The organism is Nisaea acidiphila (genome assembly GCF_024662015.1).
GTDB classification, from domain to species: Bacteria; Pseudomonadota; Alphaproteobacteria; order Thalassobaculales; family Thalassobaculaceae; genus Nisaea; species Nisaea acidiphila.
The window spans coordinates 809372-828228 of sequence record NZ_CP102480.1 but is presented as its reverse complement, the minus strand read 5'-3'; the positions used below and the strand labels follow the sequence as shown (position 1 = coordinate 828228).

At 63.7% G+C, this 18857-nt stretch carries 13 protein-coding genes; 7 read left to right on the top strand and 6 right to left on the bottom strand.

The features are described from left to right. Positions 1-26: 26 nt before the first annotated feature. Both hisI and NUH88_RS03940 read left to right on the top strand, forming a co-directional pair. Positions 27-476, top strand: a complete 450-nt coding sequence (gene hisI / locus NUH88_RS03945) for a phosphoribosyl-AMP cyclohydrolase (protein ID WP_257772134.1) — start codon at positions 27-29, stop codon at positions 474-476. A gap of 4 nt (positions 477-480) precedes the next feature. Then, positions 481-1032, top strand: coding sequence for a cytidine deaminase (locus NUH88_RS03940; RefSeq protein WP_257770098.1), 552 nt, complete (start codon positions 481-483; stop codon positions 1030-1032). Between the two features lie 67 nt (positions 1033-1099). Here the strand turns inward: NUH88_RS03940 and NUH88_RS03935 are convergent, their stop codons facing one another. Continuing rightward, positions 1100-2002, bottom strand: coding sequence for a LysR substrate-binding domain-containing protein (locus NUH88_RS03935; protein ID WP_257770097.1), 903 nt, complete (start codon positions 2000-2002; stop codon positions 1100-1102). Positions 2003-2188: 186 nt separating this feature from the next. Here NUH88_RS03935 and NUH88_RS03930 point away from each other — a divergent pair, with 186 nt between their 5' ends. The 3 genes from NUH88_RS03930 to queF all read left to right on the top strand — a co-directional run bounded on the left by NUH88_RS03930 (position 2189) and on the right by queF (position 7130). After that, positions 2189-3316, top strand: a complete 1128-nt coding sequence (locus tag NUH88_RS03930) for a TauD/TfdA family dioxygenase (RefSeq protein WP_257770096.1) — start codon at positions 2189-2191, stop codon at positions 3314-3316. A 621-nt stretch (positions 3317-3937) separates the two neighbouring features. Then, a complete protein-coding gene (locus NUH88_RS03925; protein ID WP_257770095.1) occupies positions 3938-6544 on the top strand; it encodes a DUF4347 domain-containing protein in 2607 nt (868 codons plus the stop codon). A 112-nt stretch (positions 6545-6656) separates the two neighbouring features. Then, a complete protein-coding gene (gene queF / locus NUH88_RS03920) occupies positions 6657-7130 on the top strand; it encodes a preQ(1) synthase (protein ID WP_257770094.1) in 474 nt (157 codons plus the stop codon). 195 nt (positions 7131-7325) lie between these two features. Here queF and NUH88_RS03915 read toward each other — a convergent pair whose 3' ends face one another. Beyond that, complete coding sequence (locus NUH88_RS03915) at positions 7326-8168, bottom strand: flagellin (RefSeq protein WP_257770093.1); 843 nt, start codon at positions 8166-8168, stop codon at positions 7326-7328. A gap of 80 nt (positions 8169-8248) precedes the next feature. On the opposite strand from NUH88_RS03915, the gene NUH88_RS03910 reads away from it, so the two are divergent. Next, positions 8249-8782, top strand: coding sequence for a GFA family protein (locus NUH88_RS03910; RefSeq protein ID WP_257770092.1), 534 nt, complete (start codon positions 8249-8251; stop codon positions 8780-8782). A 48-nt stretch (positions 8783-8830) separates the two neighbouring features. Here the strand turns inward: NUH88_RS03910 and bcp are convergent, their stop codons facing one another. The 4 genes from bcp to NUH88_RS03890 form a co-directional block, all read right to left on the bottom strand. After that, positions 8831-9292 carry a thioredoxin-dependent thiol peroxidase gene (gene bcp, locus NUH88_RS03905; RefSeq protein ID WP_257770091.1) on the bottom strand — a complete coding sequence of 154 codons (462 nt, stop codon included), beginning with the start codon at positions 9290-9292 and terminating at the stop codon, positions 8831-8833. An 87-nt stretch (positions 9293-9379) separates the two neighbouring features. After that, positions 9380-10528, bottom strand: a complete 1149-nt coding sequence (locus tag NUH88_RS03900; protein ID WP_257770089.1) for a calcium:cation antiporter — start codon at positions 10526-10528, stop codon at positions 9380-9382. Positions 10529-10602: 74 nt separating this feature from the next. After that, positions 10603-12456, bottom strand: coding sequence for a DNA helicase RecQ (gene recQ / locus NUH88_RS03895; RefSeq protein ID WP_257770087.1), 1854 nt, complete (start codon positions 12454-12456; stop codon positions 10603-10605). A gap of 100 nt (positions 12457-12556) precedes the next feature. Beyond that, the gene (locus NUH88_RS03890; protein ID WP_257770086.1) at positions 12557-15553 is read right to left on the bottom strand and encodes a bifunctional [glutamine synthetase] adenylyltransferase/[glutamine synthetase]-adenylyl-L-tyrosine phosphorylase; all 2997 of its coding nucleotides are present in this window, start codon (positions 15551-15553) and stop codon (positions 12557-12559) included. A gap of 169 nt (positions 15554-15722) precedes the next feature. Here NUH88_RS03890 and NUH88_RS03885 point away from each other — a divergent pair, with 169 nt between their 5' ends. Further along, complete coding sequence (locus NUH88_RS03885) at positions 15723-18845, top strand: YhdP family protein (protein WP_257770084.1); 3123 nt, start codon at positions 15723-15725, stop codon at positions 18843-18845. Positions 18846-18857 lie beyond the last annotated feature (12 nt).

Here is an 18857-nt window from a genome sequence, read left to right as displayed (position 1 = left end):
CGGAGCGGAAATATGGAGTGAAAGCGATGACAGCGGACAGTCTCTTTGCCGAGCGCGGCAGCATGGCGGAAATCGAAGAAGGTACGTCTTTCCAGCCGAAATTCGACGCGGACGGCCTGATCCCCTGTATCACCCAGCATGCCGAGACCGGCGAGGTGATGATGTTCGCCTTCATGAATCGGGAGTCGCTGGCCAAGACGCTGGAACTGGGTGAGGCGGTCTACTGGAGCCGCTCACGGGGAGAGCTCTGGCACAAGGGCGCGACCAGCGGCCATGTGCAGAAGCTCGTCGAGCTCCGAACCGATTGCGACCAGGACGTGGTGCTGCTGCGCGTGATTGCCGGTCCGGCCTGTCACGTGGGGTATGACAGCTGTTTCTACCGCGCGGCGTCTATTGAGGACGGGAAAGCGGTGCTCACCGTGGTCAAGGACGGCAAGGCCTACGATCCGGACGCGGTCTACGGCAAAAAAGGCTGAGCGGATGGCCGAGATCGAGATCGTGCTGCCGGCAGTCGAGGCGGCGGACCGGGATCTGAAGACGGAAACGGGGACGTTTCGCCTCGCCGGTCTCCATATCCCGGAAAAGCGGGTGAAAGCCGATCCGGCGGTTCTGCGCGATCTCGTGAAGGCGGCGCGGCACGCGGCGCGCGGTGCTCACGCGCCTTATTCCAATTTCCATGTCGGCGCGGCCGTCATCATGGCGGACGATCCGGAAGGCCGGGTGATCACCGGCGCGAACGTGGAAAATGCCTCCTACGGTGCCGCCGTCTGCGGCGAGCGCAATGCGCTGCATGCCGCCGCGGCGAAAGGCTTCCGGAAGATCCGTTTCCTCGCCCTCTCGACCGCGGACAGCCTGGACGGCCCGTTGCAGGACCGCTCGCCCTGCGGGATCTGCCGGCAGGTCATGCGCGAATTCATCGACCGGGACGAGTCCGGCGGCGCGGCTTTGATTCTGGTCGATACCGGAGATCCGGATTTTACCGCGGATATCCTCGATATCGACCGGCTACTACCTTACGGGTTCAGGCTCTAAGCCGAGGCTCTTCCGCAGGACGCCATTCCGGTGGAACCGGGGAATGCGAACTCTCGCGTGCCCAATGTCAATCGAACATCGCCCCTATCTCAGAAAGCCAGGTGAGAATTTTCATCGTTGCGTCCTCTGCCTCTCGGTCATGTGCGGTGACCGCGAAGAAGGCGCTTGGCGGCGTCAGCGGGGCTGCGACAGGTGCGACCAGCCGTCCTTCCGCCTCGTAGCCTCCGGTGATCGAGCGCCAGCCCAGCGCGAGACCGCGGCCGGCGAGAGCGGCCTGGGTGGCCTGGACGTAGTTGGAAAAGCGGAGCTGCACCGGGTTCGTCGCTCGCCCGAGGCCGAGCGTCGCGAGGTAATCGGTCCAGCCAAGCCAGCGCGGGTCGACGGTTTCGACGTGGATCATCGGCGCGGTGTGCAGGGTTTCTTTCGTGAGACCGAGGGAGGCGGCCAGTTCGGGGGTGCAGACCGGCATTATTCGTTCGTCGAAAAGCCGGGTGACGGCGCCGTCGCTCCAGTTGCCGTCGCCGAAGCGGATGGCGATATCGATGTCGCGCGCGATCGCCGGCGCGCCGCTCTCCGAGGTAATCACGTTCACCTGGATGTCGGCATGGCGCATGTAGAAGCTCTCGAGATGGGGCATCAGCCAGTGGGTCGCGACGCCGACGGAGCAGGAGACCGTCACCGCCGAGCCGTTGCGCGTGGTGCGGCGGCGGATCTCCTCGACGGCGCCGGAGATCCGCGCGAGGCCGTCCTCGGTGGCACGCAGCAGGATCTCGCCTTCGCGGGTAAGGGAGGCGGGGCGGGTCTCGCGGTTGATGAGGCGGGCGCCGATATGGTCCTCGAGCTGCTTCAGGGACTGGCTGACCGCCGGCTGGGAAACGTTCAGCGCGGCCGCGGCGGCGCGCAGATTGTCCGAGCGGCAGACGGTCTCGAACACGCCAAAGAGGCGGAGCGGCGGGAGATAGCGTGACATCCGATAATTTCACCTTATCGAAGCATGCGAATTTCAAGGCTTCTCACGGAGCCCGGTGAAGGTTCAAGTTTTTCATATATAACAGGTACTTGGATGGCGCATTCGGACCGCTTTATGGCCTCCATGCGACATCGAGGAAAATTAACCTTCTTATGAAAGGCGGCACCGCCGCGGAAAGGGGTTTCCATGCAGGCACGGCAGCAGGGCAGCGTCACGCTCGGCGAGAACGGTCTCGATCTCGGCTTTCCCGACGGCAGCTCCGGATATTTCAATTATTTCTGGCTGCGCGACAATTGCCCGACTTCGTTCGATCCGGTGACGCGGGAGCGGAGCTTCGACATTTTCGGCGAGGCGGAAGCGCCGCGGCCGGCCGAGGCCGCTATGGATGGCGAGGCGCTGTCCCTTATCTGGCGCTCCGGTCACGAGAGCCGCTATCCGCTCGACTTCCTCGCCGCCTATCGCAGCGGGGCGCCGCGGCCGGACGTGGCTGCGCTGCCGCGCCGGGCCTGGCATGCCGACCATTATCCTTCGGTCGCCCGCTTCACCCAGGCGGAACTGGAGGCGGAACCGGAAAAGCGCCGCGCCTGGTACGAGGCGCTCCTCGTCGAGGGTGTTGCGCTGGTGAGCGGGCTGCCGGACACGCCGGAAGCATTGGAGGACCTGGCCTCGCTCGCGGGCGAGGTGCGGCCGAGCTTCTTCGGCAAGGTGTTCGAGGTCTATACCCATATCAATCCGACCAACACCGCCTATACGGCGGCGGCACTGGAACTGCACACCGATCTTCCGTCGGAGGAATTCGCGCCGGGAGTGCAGTATCTCCACTGCCGCGCCAACTCGGTCGAGGGCGGTAACAGCATCTTCGTCGACGCGGTCGCGGTGGCGGAGGATTTCCGCCGTGACCATCCGGAGGATTTCGCTCTTCTGGCCGAGACCGAGGTGCCGTTCTATTGCGAGCATGACGCATTCGACATGCGGGCCCGCCAGCGGGTGATCGAGCTCGATCGCGACGGCGAGGTCGAGGGCGTCACCATCAGCCAGCATATCGCCGACATCTTCGATCTGGAGCAGGCTTTCCTCGATCGCTACTACCCGGCCTTCTACCGTTTCGGCCGGGCGCTCCGCGATCCGAAATACGTCATGCGGTTCCGCCTCAATGCGGGCGAGTGCATCTGCTTCGACAATCACCGCGTAGTGCATGGCCGCGAGGCCTATACGGCGAGCAGCGGCGAGCGGCACCTGCGGGGCTGCTATACTGACCGCGGCGAGCTGCGCAGCAAGTACCGGATCCTGAGCGGGAAAGGCCGCTTCGATTAAGCCGAAGCGTCCGTGCAGGTCCGGTTCCGCCGGACGGGCATGGGAGCTGAGCTTCCGGGGCCAGCGTTCCATGATCTCCGCGTCGGACCGGCCACTTTCCTCGACCGCCGCGAAGCGCTCATGATGATGATCGGAAGCGCCGAACATACAGTGCTTTAAAGCAACTCAAAATTGATTAAATTGCAGCCCATATTCAGGTGAGACAAGTTTCTGATTCATCACAAAATTACGCGGTATTACGGTCCAAGAAATCTAATGCTGAGCTATACACATCAAAAGTGTGACATTCACTGCAAGTTGTGAGATAATTAAAAAACAAGATCGAGATGCCGACAGACGGAATATTGGGGAAGAGGCGCTCTCGAACGCACGCATGACATTTTCGATGGTTGCCCAATCCGTTTGGGGCCCGGCTTTATTCGGATGCCGGGGGATCAGGCAGTCATCTTCAGGTTTCCGAAGTCGATCTGACGGCGGTTCTCCGCCCATGTCGGGAATTGCCACTTTTTATTCATTCCCTTTCGCGGCAGCGTTCCCCGGCGCTGTGTGATGCGGTCCGGCGTTTCCCCCGTCGGATGCAGTCTTTCACTTTCCGCGTACAATATTGAGGCGTAACACGTCATGAAACGGCCAGTGACGTTCCTGTTCATCGATCCGTCGGTGCAGAATCCCGAGATCCTTATCGACGGTCTCGATCCCGAAACCAGACTGCACCGGCTGGCGCCGCGGGGAGATGCCCTCGCGGAGATCGCTACCGTCCTGTCCGGGCACGGACCGGTCCGCCGGCTGGCTATACTGGCGCATGGCGATCCGGGGTCCTTCACCCTGTCGGGACGCCGCGTCGACGCGGAGAGTCTGCGCAATGCTGGCGCACCGTTGGCGAAAATCCGTGCCTGCCTGACCGCCGATGCCGACCTGATGCTGCTCTCCTGCTCGACCGGCGCGGGACTGGCCGGGCGCATGTTCGTCGCCGGACTGGAAGCCGGTCTCGGCGTTCCGGTGCATGCCTCAGAGACGGATCTCGGCGGCGATGCCGGCTGGCGCGGTCTCGCCCGTGCCGCGACGGTCGTCGCGCCGGCGGCGCTCGCCTCCTATCCCGCGCGGCTGGTCGTCTCGATCGGGGATGCGGGCGACAACCTCATCGTCGGCACCGCATCCGACGATACGCTCGACGGCCAGGGCGGTAACGACACGATCAGCGGCAGCAACGGCAACGATACGATCACCGGCGGTGATGGCAACGACGAGATTTCGGCGGGCAGCGGAAACGACTCCATCCTGGGCGGGTCCGGCGACGATACGATCAGCGGTTTTGGCGGTAACGACCTGATCTACGGCGACGCCGGCGATGACCTCATCGGGACCGGCAACGCCAACGATACCGTTTATGGCGGCGACGGGAACGACCGTCTGTACGTTCAGGGCGGCAGCGACCTGCTCTATGGCGGCAACGGCAACGACACCATCTCGACCGGCGACGGCGGCGACACGATCTACGGCGACGCCGGCGATGACGTTATCATCCTGGCGGGGAACGCGGAGGTCAGTGGCGGCACCGGCAACGACACGATCAACGGCTCGATCGGTTCCGATACGATCAATGGCGGTGACGGCGACGATTCCATCACCGGCGGCGGCAGCCTCGACTTCATCACCGCTGGGGCCGGGAACGACACCCTCCTTGGCGGTGCGTCGTCGGACAATCTGATTGGAGAGGCCGGCAATGACATGCTGTCCGGCGGCTCCGGCAGCGACAACCTGAGCGGCGGCGACGGGAACGACACGTTCGTCGGCACTGTCGCAGAGATCGACGGAGACACGATCACCGGGCTTGCGGCCGGCGACGTCATCCAGGTGATGGGCGACACGAGCTATGCGACCAGTCTGCATGCCTCAAGTGTCGGCAGCACACTGACCGTCGGCAGCAGCACCATCACTCTGACCAGTGCGGGATCCGGACTCTACCTTTCCGGCGCGGCGTCGGGTGGAAACTCCGTTCTGACCGTCGTGAGCAGCGACCCGAACGCGTCTTCCGGATCGTCAGGGAGCTCGGGTTCCGAAAGCGCGTTGACGATCACGGACCAGAGCACGTCGGACGAGACGAGCCGCACTTTGACCAACAATTCCGGCGGCTCGGCAACGGGAGCGCTGATCCAGAATACCGGCAGCGGCAGTACGGTGACGGTCACCCTGCCGAACGGATTTTCCGTTGCCGATTCCGGAACCGTCGCGGCTCAGGCGGCCTCCGCCTCCAGCGGAACCCTGACCCAGCACATCAACGCGGCCGAGTCCGTGACCTCCGACCAGAGTTTCCTCGCCGGCCACGGCACGCAGTTCCTGGCACAGCTAGGCAGCCAGACGATCGATATCCGGACCGTCACCTTCTCCGGGACCGGCTCCGGGGAAACGATCAGCTTTACGGGCTCGAGTTCCGGAGCGGAAGCGCTGGTAATCGATACTTCGGGACTGCCGTCCGGCACGGCCATCACACTCGACAATATCGATTTCGCTTCCGTGATCGGGAATGCGAGCATCTCCGGCGGAGCGGGCAGCAACTATGTCGTCGGTGACAGCGGCAGCCAGTTCATCTCGCTCGGAGCCGAGGACGACACGCTGGCCGGCGGCGGCGGCGCCGACACGATCGGCTCCGGCTACGGTGAGGACATTCTCTACGGCAACCAGGGCGCGGACAGCGTCTTCGGCGGCGGCGGCATGGATACGCTCTATGGCGGTCAGGACGGCGATACCGTGCTCGGAAACAACGACGACGACGTGCTCTACGGCAACCGCGGTAGCGACACGCTCTTCGGCGGCGGCGAGGAGGATGCGATCTACGGGGGCCAGGACAGCGACATTGTCTACGGCAACCAGGGGAACGACAGTCTCGCCGGCAATCTCGGCAATGACAGCCTTTATGGCGGTCAGGGCAATGACGTGCTCGAGGGTGGCGATGGCGACGACTATCTGAGAGGCAACAAGGGCGACGACACGCTCGTCGGCGGGGATGGAGCCGACATCTTCGTCTTCGATTTCGAGGGTGGCAACGATACGGTGAACGACTTTGCCGCCGGCACCGACACGCTGGCGCTTGAGGCCGGGCTCGGCATTGCCGGCGGGACGGACGTCGGGAACGGAACTCTCGTCACCTTCTCCGACGGAGGTACGGTGACGGTCATCGGCATTCAGAAGACCGAACTGGCCGCCGCCACCGGATGGGAGCTGGGATAGGGCGCTTCCGTGAGATCGGGGCCCGCATCGGCGCTGCCGGCGTATCCGGGATTGGACATGGGGCGGTAAGGGCGTAGAACGCGCTCGTCTTCATGATACGCGGAGCCGACCCATGACTTCCCACACCGAAGAGCGCTTTTCGGGCCTGACCCAGCTCGGCGGAGCAACCGAACTGCCGTCCCGTCCGGAAGACGCGGTACTCGAAAAGGTGCCGAACTCGATGGCGGACAAGGATTACGTTGTCCGCTTCACGGCGCCGGAATTTACCTCCCTCTGCCCGATGACGGGGCAGCCGGATTTCGCTCATCTGGTGATCGATTACGTGCCGGACGAGTGGCTGGTGGAGAGCAAGTCGCTGAAGCTCTTCCTCGGCTCCTTCCGCAATCACGGCGCGTTCCACGAGGATTGCACCGTCGGGATCGCGAAACGGCTGGCGGATGAGCTGAAACCGCGCTGGCTGCGGATTGGCGGCTACTGGTATCCGCGCGGCGGCATTCCGATCGACGTCTTTTTCCAGACGGGTCCGGTCCCGGAAGGAGTATGGCTGCCGGACCAGGGGGTGCCGTCCTATAGAGGCCGGGGATAATCCGCGGCCGCGGCGAAGGCCGGGGCGGGAGCCTGCGCGGTCAGTCACGGCCGGAACCTTGAACGGTATTCTTCGTCTGAGTTGAGATTGCGGCGTGCGAATGGACTTAATTCTACAGTTGCTTTGCGAGTGTGAGGTCATCCGCAATTTCTTGAGGATGCGGGCCGCTCTGGGGCCGGGAGAGGATCGCTAACCCTACTGGAACAGGCCGAGAATCGTCTGCGGACGCTGATTGGCAAGGCCGAGGGTCTGGACGGCGAGCTGTTCCTGAACCTGGAAGGCGGTCAGCCGGGCGCTTTCCCGGGCCATATTCGCATCGACGATGTTGCCGAGTCCCTCGTCGACGGCGTCGCGGGTGCTTTCGAGGAAGGTTGTCTGCAGGTTCAGGGCGCGGGCGTCGGCGCCAAGCTCTCCGAGCGCGTTGCCGATATCCGTCATCGCGGTTTCCCACGCGGTGAGAGCATTCAGGGCATTCGCTGGCGTGCTGATGTCTTCGTTGACGAGCTGGGCGTAGTTGACGTCGATGCGCTGGCCGCGAAGCGTCAGGGTTCCGCCGTCGATATTCGAGAGGACGTTGATGTCGTTTACCGTACCGACCGCGAGATTGAACGGGATCGCGACCTCGATCAGGATATTCTCGCCGTTGAAGGTCGAATTCTCCAGGATCTGGCGCATCTGGGCCAGCATGTCATCGTAGTCGTTCTGCAGGATCTGCTGCTGCTGCGTCGTATTTCCCTCGTTCGCGCCTTCGGTGATCTTCTTGCGGATATCGATCATCAGGTCCGACACGGCGGTGGCGCCGGCGATCGCGACGTTGGAAACGCCCTTGGCGTTGTTGAGGCCCTGCATGACGGCATCGAAGGCGCTCAGATCGGTCCGGATACCCTGGGCGATGGCAAAGTTGGAGGCGTCCTCGACCGCGCCGGTGACGCGCAGGCCGGTGGAGACATGGTTCTGGACCGTGTCCTTCCGCATTTGGATGGACGTCAGATTTCTGAGCGCCGTCATTGCGGGCGGATTTGTGAGCACCGAAAGCATAGCGACTTGAGGTAAGCAATAAGCGTGCCTCTTTGATACCGTTTCCCCGGAGGTTGCGCCGGGAGCAGGGATTTGCCTGAATGGCGCGCGTCCCGGATCCGATCACCGAGAGAACCAACATGCCGGATGTCACCTTGCTGCTCGAAGGCGGTTGTACTTGCGGTTCCGTCCGCTATCGCCTTGAAACCGCACCGCTCTTCGTCAATTGCTGTCATTGCAGCTGGTGCCAGCGGGAAACCGGCTCCGCGTTCGTGATCAACGCATTGATCGAAGCCGCGCGCATGACGCTCCAGAAGGGCGCGCCGGCCATGGTTCCGACTCCGTCGGCAAGCGGAAAGGGACAGAAAATCTGGCGCTGCGAAAACTGCCGGGTCGCGCTTTGGAGCAATTACTTCGGGGCCGGCGAGAAGGTAAATTTCGTCCGCGTCGGCACGCTTGACCATCCGGCGGCGTTGGCGCCAGGGGCGCATATCTTTACGGAGACGAAACTTCCGTGGGTGCATATCCCGGAGAACGTTCCGAGCTTCGTCGGGTTCTACAACCCGGCCGAGACGTGGCCCGAGGAGGCGCGTGTCCGCATGCGGGTGCTGCGGCCGGGGTATGAGGAGGCATAGATGACGGATCGCGGGCCTGTCGTTCCCGCTCCGGACAGCGCCTGAGCCTCAGATCGCTTTCGCGGCTTCCAGCACGGCCTCGGAATGGCCGGGGACTTTAACCTTGCGCCAGACGTGGCGGACCGTGCCCTCGCCATCGATCAGGAACGTGGCGCGCTCGATGCCCATGTACTTCTTGCCGTACATGTTCTTCTCGACCCAGACGCCGAAACGCTCGCAGACGTCGCTCTCGGCATCCGAGGCGAGGGTGAAAGGCAGATCGTACTTCGCCTTGAACTTGTCGTGCTTGGCGACAGGATCCTTGGAGACGCCGATGATCTCGGCATCGACCCCGGAGAAGTCCGGCATGGAATCGCGAAAGGCGCAGGCTTCCTTGGTGCAGCCGGGCGTGTCGTCCTTCGGGTAAAAATAGAGTACCACTTTCCTGCCCTTCAGCCCGGCCAGAGAGACGGTTCCGCCGCCATCTGTCGCCATGCTGAAATCAGGTGCCTTGTCGCCGACATCGACCATGAAACCGCTCCGATTTTCTGGATTGCGTTGAATAGGACGCGAGACAATCTGGCGCGTCCGGCGCCTGCGTCAAGCGTTACCAGCCGGTCACGGTCGGAAGATCAGCATCACATAGGCGCAGAAAAGCACGAGATGGACGGCGCCCTGAAGCATGTTGGTCCTGACTCCGCCAAAGGTCATGCTGCTTATGAAGAGTGTCAGCATGAGGATGATCATCGAAACACTGTCGAGCCCGAGGGTGATCATCTCGCCTGTCAGCAGGCCTATGGCGAGCACCGCCGGGACCGTGAGGCCGATGGTCGAAAGCGCCGAGCCGAGCAACAGATTGACCGAACGCTGCAATCGGTTCGTCCGCGCGGCCTGGAGCGCCGCCATCCCCTCGGGTATCAGGACGAGCAGGGCGATGATCACGCCACCGATGGCCGGAGGTGCGGAAACCTGTACGATTCCGTAATCGACGACGGTCGCCATGCGCTTGGAGAGAAGGATTATGGGCAGGAGCGTCACGAGAAGAAGGATCCCGTGGAGCGCGGCGGTTATCCGGCCCGAAGGCGCTTTTTCCGCCGCCGTTTCTTCCGATGCGTCTCCCCGATCGTCCGGGTCGAGGAAAAAGCTCTTGTGGCGCATTGTCTGGATGCCGAGGAAAACGCTGTAGAGAAGCACCGTCGTCAACGCGAAGAATCCGGCCTGAAAGCTGTCGAAGGTTGGCTCGGCGGTGGAGGTGGTGAAGTTCGGAAGGATCAGGGCGAACACGGCGAGTGGTGCGAGCACGGCGATAAAGGCGCGGGCGCCGGGCAAATTGTAGTCCTGCTGGCCGTGACGAAGTCCGCCGAGCAGCAAGGCGCCGCCGCATAGACCGTTCATCACGATCATCAGGACGGCGAACATCGTGTCGCGTGCGAGTGTGGGAGACCCGTCTCCGGTGAGCATGACGGCCGAGATCAGGGCAACCTCGATGCCGACCACCGCCAGGGTCAGGATAAGCGTTCCATACGGTTCGCCCAGCACTTCGGCCAGTCGGTCGGCGTGCCGGACGACGCCGAATGCGCCGATCAGTATCGTTCCGAACAGCCAGATGAAAAGAAGGCCGGCGAGCAGATGACCGTCCAGTCCGGAAAGCAGCCCGTCCGCACCGAACTGGAAGCCTGCAAGAGTTGCGGCTCCTACAAGGAGAGGGCTGCCGTACCAGTGCAGTTTTTGCATGCGGGACAGTTTTGAATGGTCGATGCCGGCCAAATGAAACCTCCGATAAGCCCCCGCGCGGGGAAGTTCGCGCATTGTATCAGCAAATGCGGAGGTTCTTCCGTCGTTCAGCCTCCGCTGGCGGCCTCGTCTCCGGTCTGTTCCAGAATCAGGTCAATGAACGGCGCCGCGAATTTCTCCAGCTTCGCCTGGCCGACGCCGTGGATGGAGGCGAAGCTCTCCTTGCAGGTCGGGCGCTTGGCGGCCATGTCGGCGAGGCTGCGGTCGGTAAAGACGACATAGGCGGGCACGTTGCCTTCGCGTGCGATTTCCGAGCGGAGCTGTTTCAGAGCCTTGAAAAGGCGAAGTTCCGGTCCGCTCATCGACTCTGTCGGCGCGGAGGCGGAGCGGGCGGTCTTTGCCTTGCGCTCGCGTCTGAGGCTGTCCTGGCGGTAGCGGAAGGAGGCCTCGCCGCGCAGCAGGGCCTTGCCTTTGTCGCTGACGGAGAGTCCGCCGAAGCCCTGGATGTCGAGATCGAGGAAGCCGCCGGCGACAAGCTGGCGGATCAGCGATTGCCAGTCCTTGGCGCCGTGCGCCGTACCGGCCCCGTAGGTCGAGACTTTCTCGTGCCCGAACTTGCGGATCCGCTCGGTATTGCCGCCGCGCAGCACGTCGACGATATGCACGGTGCCGAAACGCTCCCCGGTTTCCTGGATGGTCTTCAGGGCGAGCTGCGCGTCGCTCGTGCCGTCGGTCAGCTCGGCGGGCTCCAGGCAGGCGTCGCAATTGCCGCAGGGCTCCGACTCCTCGCCGAAATAGCGCAGCAGCGACTGGCGCCGGCACTCCGCCGCCTCGCAATAGGCGATCAGCGCGTCGAGCCGTTTGTGCTCGCGCCGCCGCCGGTCGCCTTCCTCATGCTCCTGGTCGATGAACATCCGGCGCATGCGGATATCGTCGAGCCCGTAGAGCATGAGTGCGTGGGCGGGCTCGCCGTCGCGGCCGGCGCGGCCGAATTCCTGGTAATAGGCCTCGACGCTTCCCGGCATGTCGGTATGCAGCACGAAGCGGACATCCGGCTTGTCGATCCCCATGCCGAAGGCGATGGTGGCGGCCATGATGACCGCACTCTCGGACATGAAGAGGTCCTGGTTGCGGTCGCGCTGCTCCTTCTCCATCCCGGCGTGGTAGGGCAGCGCGTTGTAGCCTTTCTCGCGCAGGAAGCCTGAGATTTCCTCGGTCTTCTTGCGCGAGAGGCAATAGACGACGCCGCTCTCGCCGGCGTGAGACTCGAGGAAATCGAGCACCTGCTTCTTCCAGTCGGCGCGGAGCGCGACGTCGAGACGGATATTCGGGCGATCGAAGCCGTGCACGAAGATCTCCGCCTTGCCGGCGAAGAGCTTTTCCGCGATGTCGAGGCGGGTGACCTGATCCGCCGTCGCCGAGAAGGCGGCGATGGGCACGTCCGGGAAAACCGCTCGCAGGCGGGCGAGGTCGTCATATTCCGGGCGGAACGAGGCGCCCCATTGCGAAATGCAGTGCGCCTCGTCGACCACCAGCAGCGAGAGCGGCAGCTTGGAGATCGCCGCCAGCATGCGGTCCGTCATCAGCCGCTCGGGCGAGAGATAGAGCAGGTCGATCTCGCCGGCCGCGACCTTGCGCCAGATCGCGACATTGTCCGCCCGGTCCTTCGCCGAATTGATCGTCTCGGCACGGACCCCGGCGAGCTTCAGCGCAGCCACCTGGTCCTGCATCAATGCCACCAGCGGTGAGACCACGACGGTCAGGCCGCCACGTACAAGGGCGGGGAGCTGGAAGCAGAGGGACTTGCCGGAGCCGGTCGGCATCACCGCCAGCGCGTTGTTGCCGGCGAGGATCGCGTCGACCACCGGTTCCTGTCCCGGCCGGAACTGCTCGAACCCGAAAACGCCCTTCAGAACGCGATACTTCTCGCTTTCCGGATCCGGGCGGAGGGCGTGCATCATCGGGCGGTAGGTCCAAGTCTGGTGGGTTTCGGCGCCGGTAACGCCAAGATCTGGTGTTCTTGGTACAGGAGCCTTTGCCATCCCGCAAGCCGCCTGCGGCTCAGTTCGACGTTCCCGCCTCAAGCGGCGGAAGTGCGGCGGCTGGATTTTCGATCAGCTCGCGGAAGGCATCCCGGACCTGCTCGCCGCGTTGCTTGAGGATTCGGTCGAGGTTCTCGAAGTTTTTCACCCCGGCCGACATCGCAAGGAGCCCCTTGAGGGCTTCCGGTGCGGTCTCGGGATCAAAGCTCTCGTCGACTGTGAGCCTGAGGATCCATTGAATGGCTCGCCAGAGACGGGTGGTTGCCGCGAGCGCGTCCCCCAGAGCTGAGTCGAGCAGTCCTCGTCCGGAGAGCCGGTCGAACACGTCGGCCGTGTTGCCGGTCAGGAGGTCCGGATTGTCCCGGCAATGTTTCAGCAGAAGGTATTGCGCCATGAATTCCAGGTCCACGAGGCCGCCGCGCCAATGCTTGATCTGCCAATGGGACGAACTGGAATGTTCCCGGGCAATCCGTTCCCGCATTGTTGCGACGTCCCGGAGCAGTGTCTCCTGGTCGCGCTGTTCCGTCAGAAGTTCCGAGAACAGGGTCTCGAGCTTTGCGGTCATTTCCGGTGAAGCCGAGATCACCCGGGCACGGGTCAAGGCCATACGCTCCCAGGTCCAGGCCTCCTCGCGGTGGTATTTCGCGAAACCCGCGAAACTCGGGACCATGGTGCCTTTGTTGCCGTTCGGCCTGAGTCTCAGATCGACCTCGAACAGGCCCCCCTCGGCGGTCTGTGCGGTGAGGGCGGCGATCAGCCGCTGGCCCAGGCGGTTGAAATAGGTGCTGGCCGCGAGCGGTTTCTCACCATCGGACTCGGCATCGAACGGCGCGTCGTAGAGAAGGACCAGATCGAGGTCGGAACCGGCGGAAATCTCGCGCGCGCCGAGCTTGCCGTAGGCGATCACCGCCAGAGCCGGCAGCGGACAGCCGGGGATTCGACCGTGCCGGACGGCGAATTCGCCCTCGACCCGGGGCACCAGCGCACGGATCCCGGCATCGACAATGTCGGACAGGCATTCGGCCGCGCGCGTCGCCGGGATCCGCCCCTGGAGCACCTGGATGCCGACAAGGAAGCGCTGGTCGTTTATCCAGCGCCGGGCAATGTCGAGCACGTCCTCGTAAAAGGTAGCCGGCGCGAGTTCGCGTTCGAGCTCCTCCTGCAGGCTCTCTCTGTCGCCGAGACGGCTGGCCGGGTCGTGGGTCAGGACACCCTCAAAGAGCGATGGCCGGTGGCCGAGCTGCCGGGCGAGGGAGGGGGCCATGCCCATCACGTCCGCCAGCATCTCCAGAAGCGGCGGATTGGCCTGGAAGAGGGAGAAGAGCTGCACCCCGGCCGGCAGGCCCTCGAGGAAGCGGTCGAAGCGTCTGAAAGCGGCATCCGGTTCCGGGGCCTGGCCGAAGGAGGTGAGCAGAGCGGGTACGATCTCCGTCAGGATCTGCCGCGAGCGCTCGCTGCGGGTTGCCCGGTAACGGCCGTGGTGCCAGGTGCGGATCCTGGTGGCGACGAATTCCGGATCCTCGAACCCGAGCCCTTCGAGCGTTTTCAATGTCTCGGGATCGTTCTCGACCCCGGTGAACACCAGACTGCCGGCTTCCTCGGCATCCGAGGAAAGCGGCGCGCTCTCCTCGAACAGGTTGCCGTAGTGGTACGCCACGGTGGAAAGCTGGTGGATCAGTTCTCGGCGGAACCGCTCGGGGTCCTCGATCCCGAGAAAGCCGGAGATCTGCGCCAAACCTGCAGCGGACTCCGGCATGGAATGGGTTTGCGCGTCGTTGACCATCTGCAGCCTGTGCTCGACCGTGCGCAGGAAGCGGTAGGCGTCCATCATCGCCTTGGCCACATCGGGTTTCACCCGTCCGAGATCGACCAGCGCCTGCATTGCGGCGCCGGTTTTCTTTTCCCGCAGGCGCGCATCGCGGCCGCCCCAGATCAGCTGCTGGGTCTGCACGAAGAACTCGATCTCGCGGATGCCGCCGCGGCCGAGTTTCACGTTGTGCCCTTCTACATTGATCTTGTTGCCGCCCTTGTGGGCAGCGATCTGGCGCTTGATCGAATGGATGTCCTCGATGGCCGCGAAATCGAGATGCTTGCGCCAGACGAAAGGCCGGATGCGGGCCAGGAACTCGCCGGCCGCTTTCATGTCGGAACCGATCGCGCGGGCCTTGATCATCGCCGCCCGTTCCCAGTTCTGCCCCATGCTCTCGTAGTATATCTCGGCAGCCGCGGCGGAGACGGCGAGCGGCATGGCGCTCGCATCCGGCCGCAGACGGAGATCTGTGCGGAAGACGTAACCGTCCGGCGTTCGCTCCTCGAGGATCTTCACCACCAGCCGGGTCATTGAGACGAAGTGTTTCTGCAGCTCCTCGACCTCGCGATAAACCGGCAGCTCGTTCTCGTAGAAAACGATCAGGTCGATATCGCTCGAATAGTTCAGCTCCCGTGCCCCGAGCTTGCCCATCCCGAGGCAGATGAGGCCGGACCCGTCGAGAATGTCGCCGGGGCCGTCCGCGTCGAGCGGCAGACGCCCGGACCGTGCCTCGATGCCAAGCGCATGGCGCCATGCTGCTCCGATCGCAATGTCCGCAAGGGCGCTCAGGGCGCCGGTTACCCTCTCCAGCGGCCAGACACGGGTGATATCCGCAATGGCCGTCGTGAGGGAGTAATGCCGCTTCAATACACGAAGCGAAGACATCAACTCCGTGGTCTCCATGGCCATAGGGTCGAGCGCGGCGGCGCGCTCCAGCAGGCTTGCCTCGACCGTATCTGGACCCTCTTCGAGAAGTGTGGCGGCGAACCCGATGTCCCGGATCAGAAGCCTTGTCAGATACGGACTATTCGCAAAGAGCCCTTGCAGGAGAGGTTTGCCGTTCCGATGTTCAGCCAGGGATTGGACGCGGGCTGCCAGCGCATCGTCGCCGGTCAGTCCGGGTTGTTCCTGCCAGCGCTCTAGACCGATGCGCGCGGCTTCGCTGTCCGTGACCGTCGGAAAATACGTGATCTGGTCCAGAAACACGGGAATCCCCCCCAACGAGTTTGTTTTCCCGTGAGGGTGCGCACCGGAGCGGCCGGCGTCAACTCGTGCAACCGGTTTGAAAGGGACGACGCCGTGCCCTGTCGCTTTAGCGTCGCGCTATAGGCAGCCCTATGTTAAGCGGAATGACCCTGAGCCAAGAGTACCCCGCGTGCTGAGAAGAACCACCAAGATCGCCCTCGAAGTCGCCGCTGCGGTTTTCGCGGGAGTTGTCGTGCTCTCGGCACTCGTGTTCTGGCGCGCCAGCACACAGCCGATTCCGCTCGAATTCATGAAAGACAGGGTTGCCGAAGCCCTCGTTCCGGCCGGACGGGGATCCGTCACGATCGGTGAACTCAGGATGGAGTGGCGGGGCTGGAGCCGGCTTTTCGAGGTGCGGGTCACAAGCCTCAGGTTCGACAATGACGCGGGCGGGGTGATCCTGTTCGCTCCGTCGGCGGACATCGCGCTTTCCGGTCCGCGCCTGTTGCTCGGCGAGATTGCGCCGGTGCAGATCGCGGTGGATCAGCCGGTGCTCAACCTCGAGCGTGGCGTCGACGGAACCTACCAGCTCTACGGTGCGGCGCCGTCAGGCGAGGAATCGAGCCGGGGCGACCTGTTTTCCGTCCTGCAGGAACCCGGAGCCGATGGCTCCGGCGGCTTGGCCGGACTTGAACGGCTGGAGCGGTTCTTCCTGCGCAATGCAACGGTCCGGATGACGGATCGTACGGGCACTTTCGAGAATATCCGTCTCTCGGGGCTCGACGGTCTGTTCGAGCGCGAGCGTGACGGATGGCGCGTGGAAGCGCGCGCCGATCTCGCGGTTGGCGAAGAGACCTTGGAAATCCGCGGAGACGGGAACTATTTCTACGGCAGCCGCGAGCTTGACGGCGCCATCCTGTTCAAGGGGCTCGCGCCGGAACTCGTGCTCTCGCATGTGCCGCAGTCCCCGGCCGATCTCGCGGTCTCGGGCAATCTCAGCGGAAGTGTCGCTTTCTCGCTGGAGGATTTCCGGTCGCTGCTGAATATCGATATTATCGCGACGACCTCCGATGGCGAAGTCACCTTCGGCTCCATGCTGCCGGCCCCGGTTCCATACGACAGCCTGCGTTTCCAGGTGGGATACGACGCCCGCGACGACGCCGTCGCGCTGCGCAATTTCGTTCTCGAACGGGACGGCATGACGGTGTCCCTCAGCGGCAGTCTTCGGGATCTGGCGGAACCAGCGCTGGAGCTCCGGACTCGGGTCACTGCGATGCCGGTTGACGAGGTCGAGGGCATCTGGCCGCCTGAGCTGTTCGATCTTGCTCGAAATTGGGCCACGAGAAACCTCAAGGGCGGCGTCATCACGGAGATGGCGGCCACCCTCGACGGGCGTCTGGACATCGGCGAGACGACTCGCCTGACAGATGTGTCGCTTGAGGGCTTCATGGAGTTCGACGGGGTGACCGTTCATTACCTAAGGCCGCTTGCGCCGGCGCTCGGGGTCGGTGGTCGTGCGACCTTTACCGAGAAGCGGATCGATGCGTCGGTCACGCGTGGCTATCTCGACGATATCCAGCTCAAGCGTGCGGACGTGTCGCTGACCGGCATCCATACTGTCAGCGACGATTATGCCACTATCGAGGCGGAGATAGACGGGCCCATTTCCGACATTCTGAAGGTTCTGAACACGAAGCCCTTCGGGTACGCGGACGCACTCGGACTGGCACCGGAGGAGGTCGGCGGGACCGGATCCGGGATCATGCGCTTCGAGATGCCGCTGCTCCGGGTTATGACCTTCGATATGGTCGATCTCCAGGCGGAAGGACGCTTCACCGGCGTTTCACTGCCGTCGCGGACCACCCGTCTGCCATTCGCGAACGGCGAAATGGCGATGGATCTCGACAAGACCGGCATGTTGCTGGACGGCACCGGCGAACTTTCCGGATTGCCGACCCAGATTGCCTTCCTGCAATCCTTCGAGGAGGAGGCGGAGATCCGGCGCCGGACCCATGTGATCGTCCGCCCGGATGTGGAGAAAATCGCCCAGCTCGGTCTCGACATGCGGCGCTTTGCGGAAGGCGAGGTCGAGCTCGATGCGACCATCGAGGAACCGCGTGACGGCGACACGCGGGTCGACCTGGTGATGGGCTTGCAGAATACCGAACTCCGGGTCGGTGAGCTCGAATGGGAGAAACCGGCTGGCGCGGCGGGCACCTTCAGGGCACAGATCCGTGCGCGCGACGACGCCGTCGTGGCGATCGACCGGTTCCAGGTGGCGACAGCCGACCTCGCCGCTTCGGGCGCGGTGCAGTTTTCCCCGGAGAACGGCCGCCCGACACGGTTTACGGTCGATCGGCTGCAGCTCGGCGAGACCGATCTCTCCGGTGTGATCGCCTCCGACGGGAAAGGCGGCTATACGGCCAATATCAAAGGCCCCTTCGCGGACCTGCGCGAACTGGTCGACGGGCTTGATCACGACGGTGCGAAGTCGAAGGTGCCGCTGGTTGTGAATGCCCGGGTCGATCAGGTGCTGATCGGCAAGCTTGAGCCGATGCAGGACGTTACCTTGTTGCTGGAGGATGACGGGGACGGCAACACCTCGCTCGCGGCAAATGGGTTGATCGGGGCCGAGCCGGTTGACCTGTTCTATACGACGGCCTCGGGGACACCCCATTTCGATCTCAGCACGCAGAGTGCGGGCAATGTGATGAAGGCCTTCGAGGGGTTCGACTCGATTTCCGGCGGCCGGCTCATCGCGTCCGGCGAGCTAGAAGAGAGGGACGGGCTCTCCGGATGGAACGTCTCGCTGTCGGTGCTGGATTTCGACCTCGTTGACGCGCCGGTCATGGCTCAGCTTCTGAGCGCGATGTCGCTGACCGGACTCCCCGCCGTCGTACAGGGGCGGGGCGTCCATTTCAGCCGCATGGATGTTAATATGCATGTCAGCGACGAGAAGCTGGTGCTTGAGCGGCTGCTCGCGCAAGGCGCGTCGCTCGGAATATCGGCCTCTGGCGAGATCGACCGGGTGAAGGACGAGACCGACCTTTCCGGCATGGTGGTTCCTGCCTATGTCCTGAACGAGGTGCTGGGGTCAATCCCGATCCTCGGGACGCTTCTGACGGGAGGCGAAGGCGAGGGCTTCCTCGCCTCGGAATTCTCCGTCAGTGGTTCGCTGAAAAAGCCGCAGGTTACGGTGAATCCGCTGACCGCGCTGACGCCCGGGATTTTCCGCAATCTGTTCCGGCTCGGCGATGCACCGCCGAAGGACCCGGAGCCGGCCGAACCGCCGGCGCAGGACCGTAGTCCCTGACCGAACCGGAGG

What these genes read in the sequence shown, in the direction of transcription:
- NUH88_RS03915 (WP_257770093.1), bottom strand. Translation starts at nt 8,168, where the DNA reads ATGCTTTCGGTGCTCACAAATCCGCCCGCAATGACGGCGCTCAGAAAT.
- hisI (WP_257772134.1), top strand. Translation starts at nt 27, where the DNA reads ATGACAGCGGACAGTCTCTTTGCCGAGCGCGGCAGCATGGCGGAAATC.
- bcp (WP_257770091.1), bottom strand. Translation starts at nt 9,292, where the DNA reads ATGGTCGATGTCGGCGACAAGGCACCTGATTTCAGCATGGCGACAGAT.
- NUH88_RS03925 (WP_257770095.1), top strand. Translation starts at nt 3,938, where the DNA reads ATGAAACGGCCAGTGACGTTCCTGTTCATCGATCCGTCGGTGCAGAAT.
- NUH88_RS03930 (WP_257770096.1), top strand. Translation starts at nt 2,189, where the DNA reads ATGCAGGCACGGCAGCAGGGCAGCGTCACGCTCGGCGAGAACGGTCTC.
- NUH88_RS03935 (WP_257770097.1), bottom strand. Translation starts at nt 2,002, where the DNA reads ATGTCACGCTATCTCCCGCCGCTCCGCCTCTTTGGCGTGTTCGAGACC.
- queF (WP_257770094.1), top strand. Translation starts at nt 6,657, where the DNA reads ATGACTTCCCACACCGAAGAGCGCTTTTCGGGCCTGACCCAGCTCGGC.
- NUH88_RS03910 (WP_257770092.1), top strand. Translation starts at nt 8,249, where the DNA reads ATGGCGCGCGTCCCGGATCCGATCACCGAGAGAACCAACATGCCGGAT.
- recQ (WP_257770087.1), bottom strand. Translation starts at nt 12,456, where the DNA reads ATGATGCACGCCCTCCGCCCGGATCCGGAAAGCGAGAAGTATCGCGTT.
- NUH88_RS03940 (WP_257770098.1), top strand. Translation starts at nt 481, where the DNA reads ATGGCCGAGATCGAGATCGTGCTGCCGGCAGTCGAGGCGGCGGACCGG.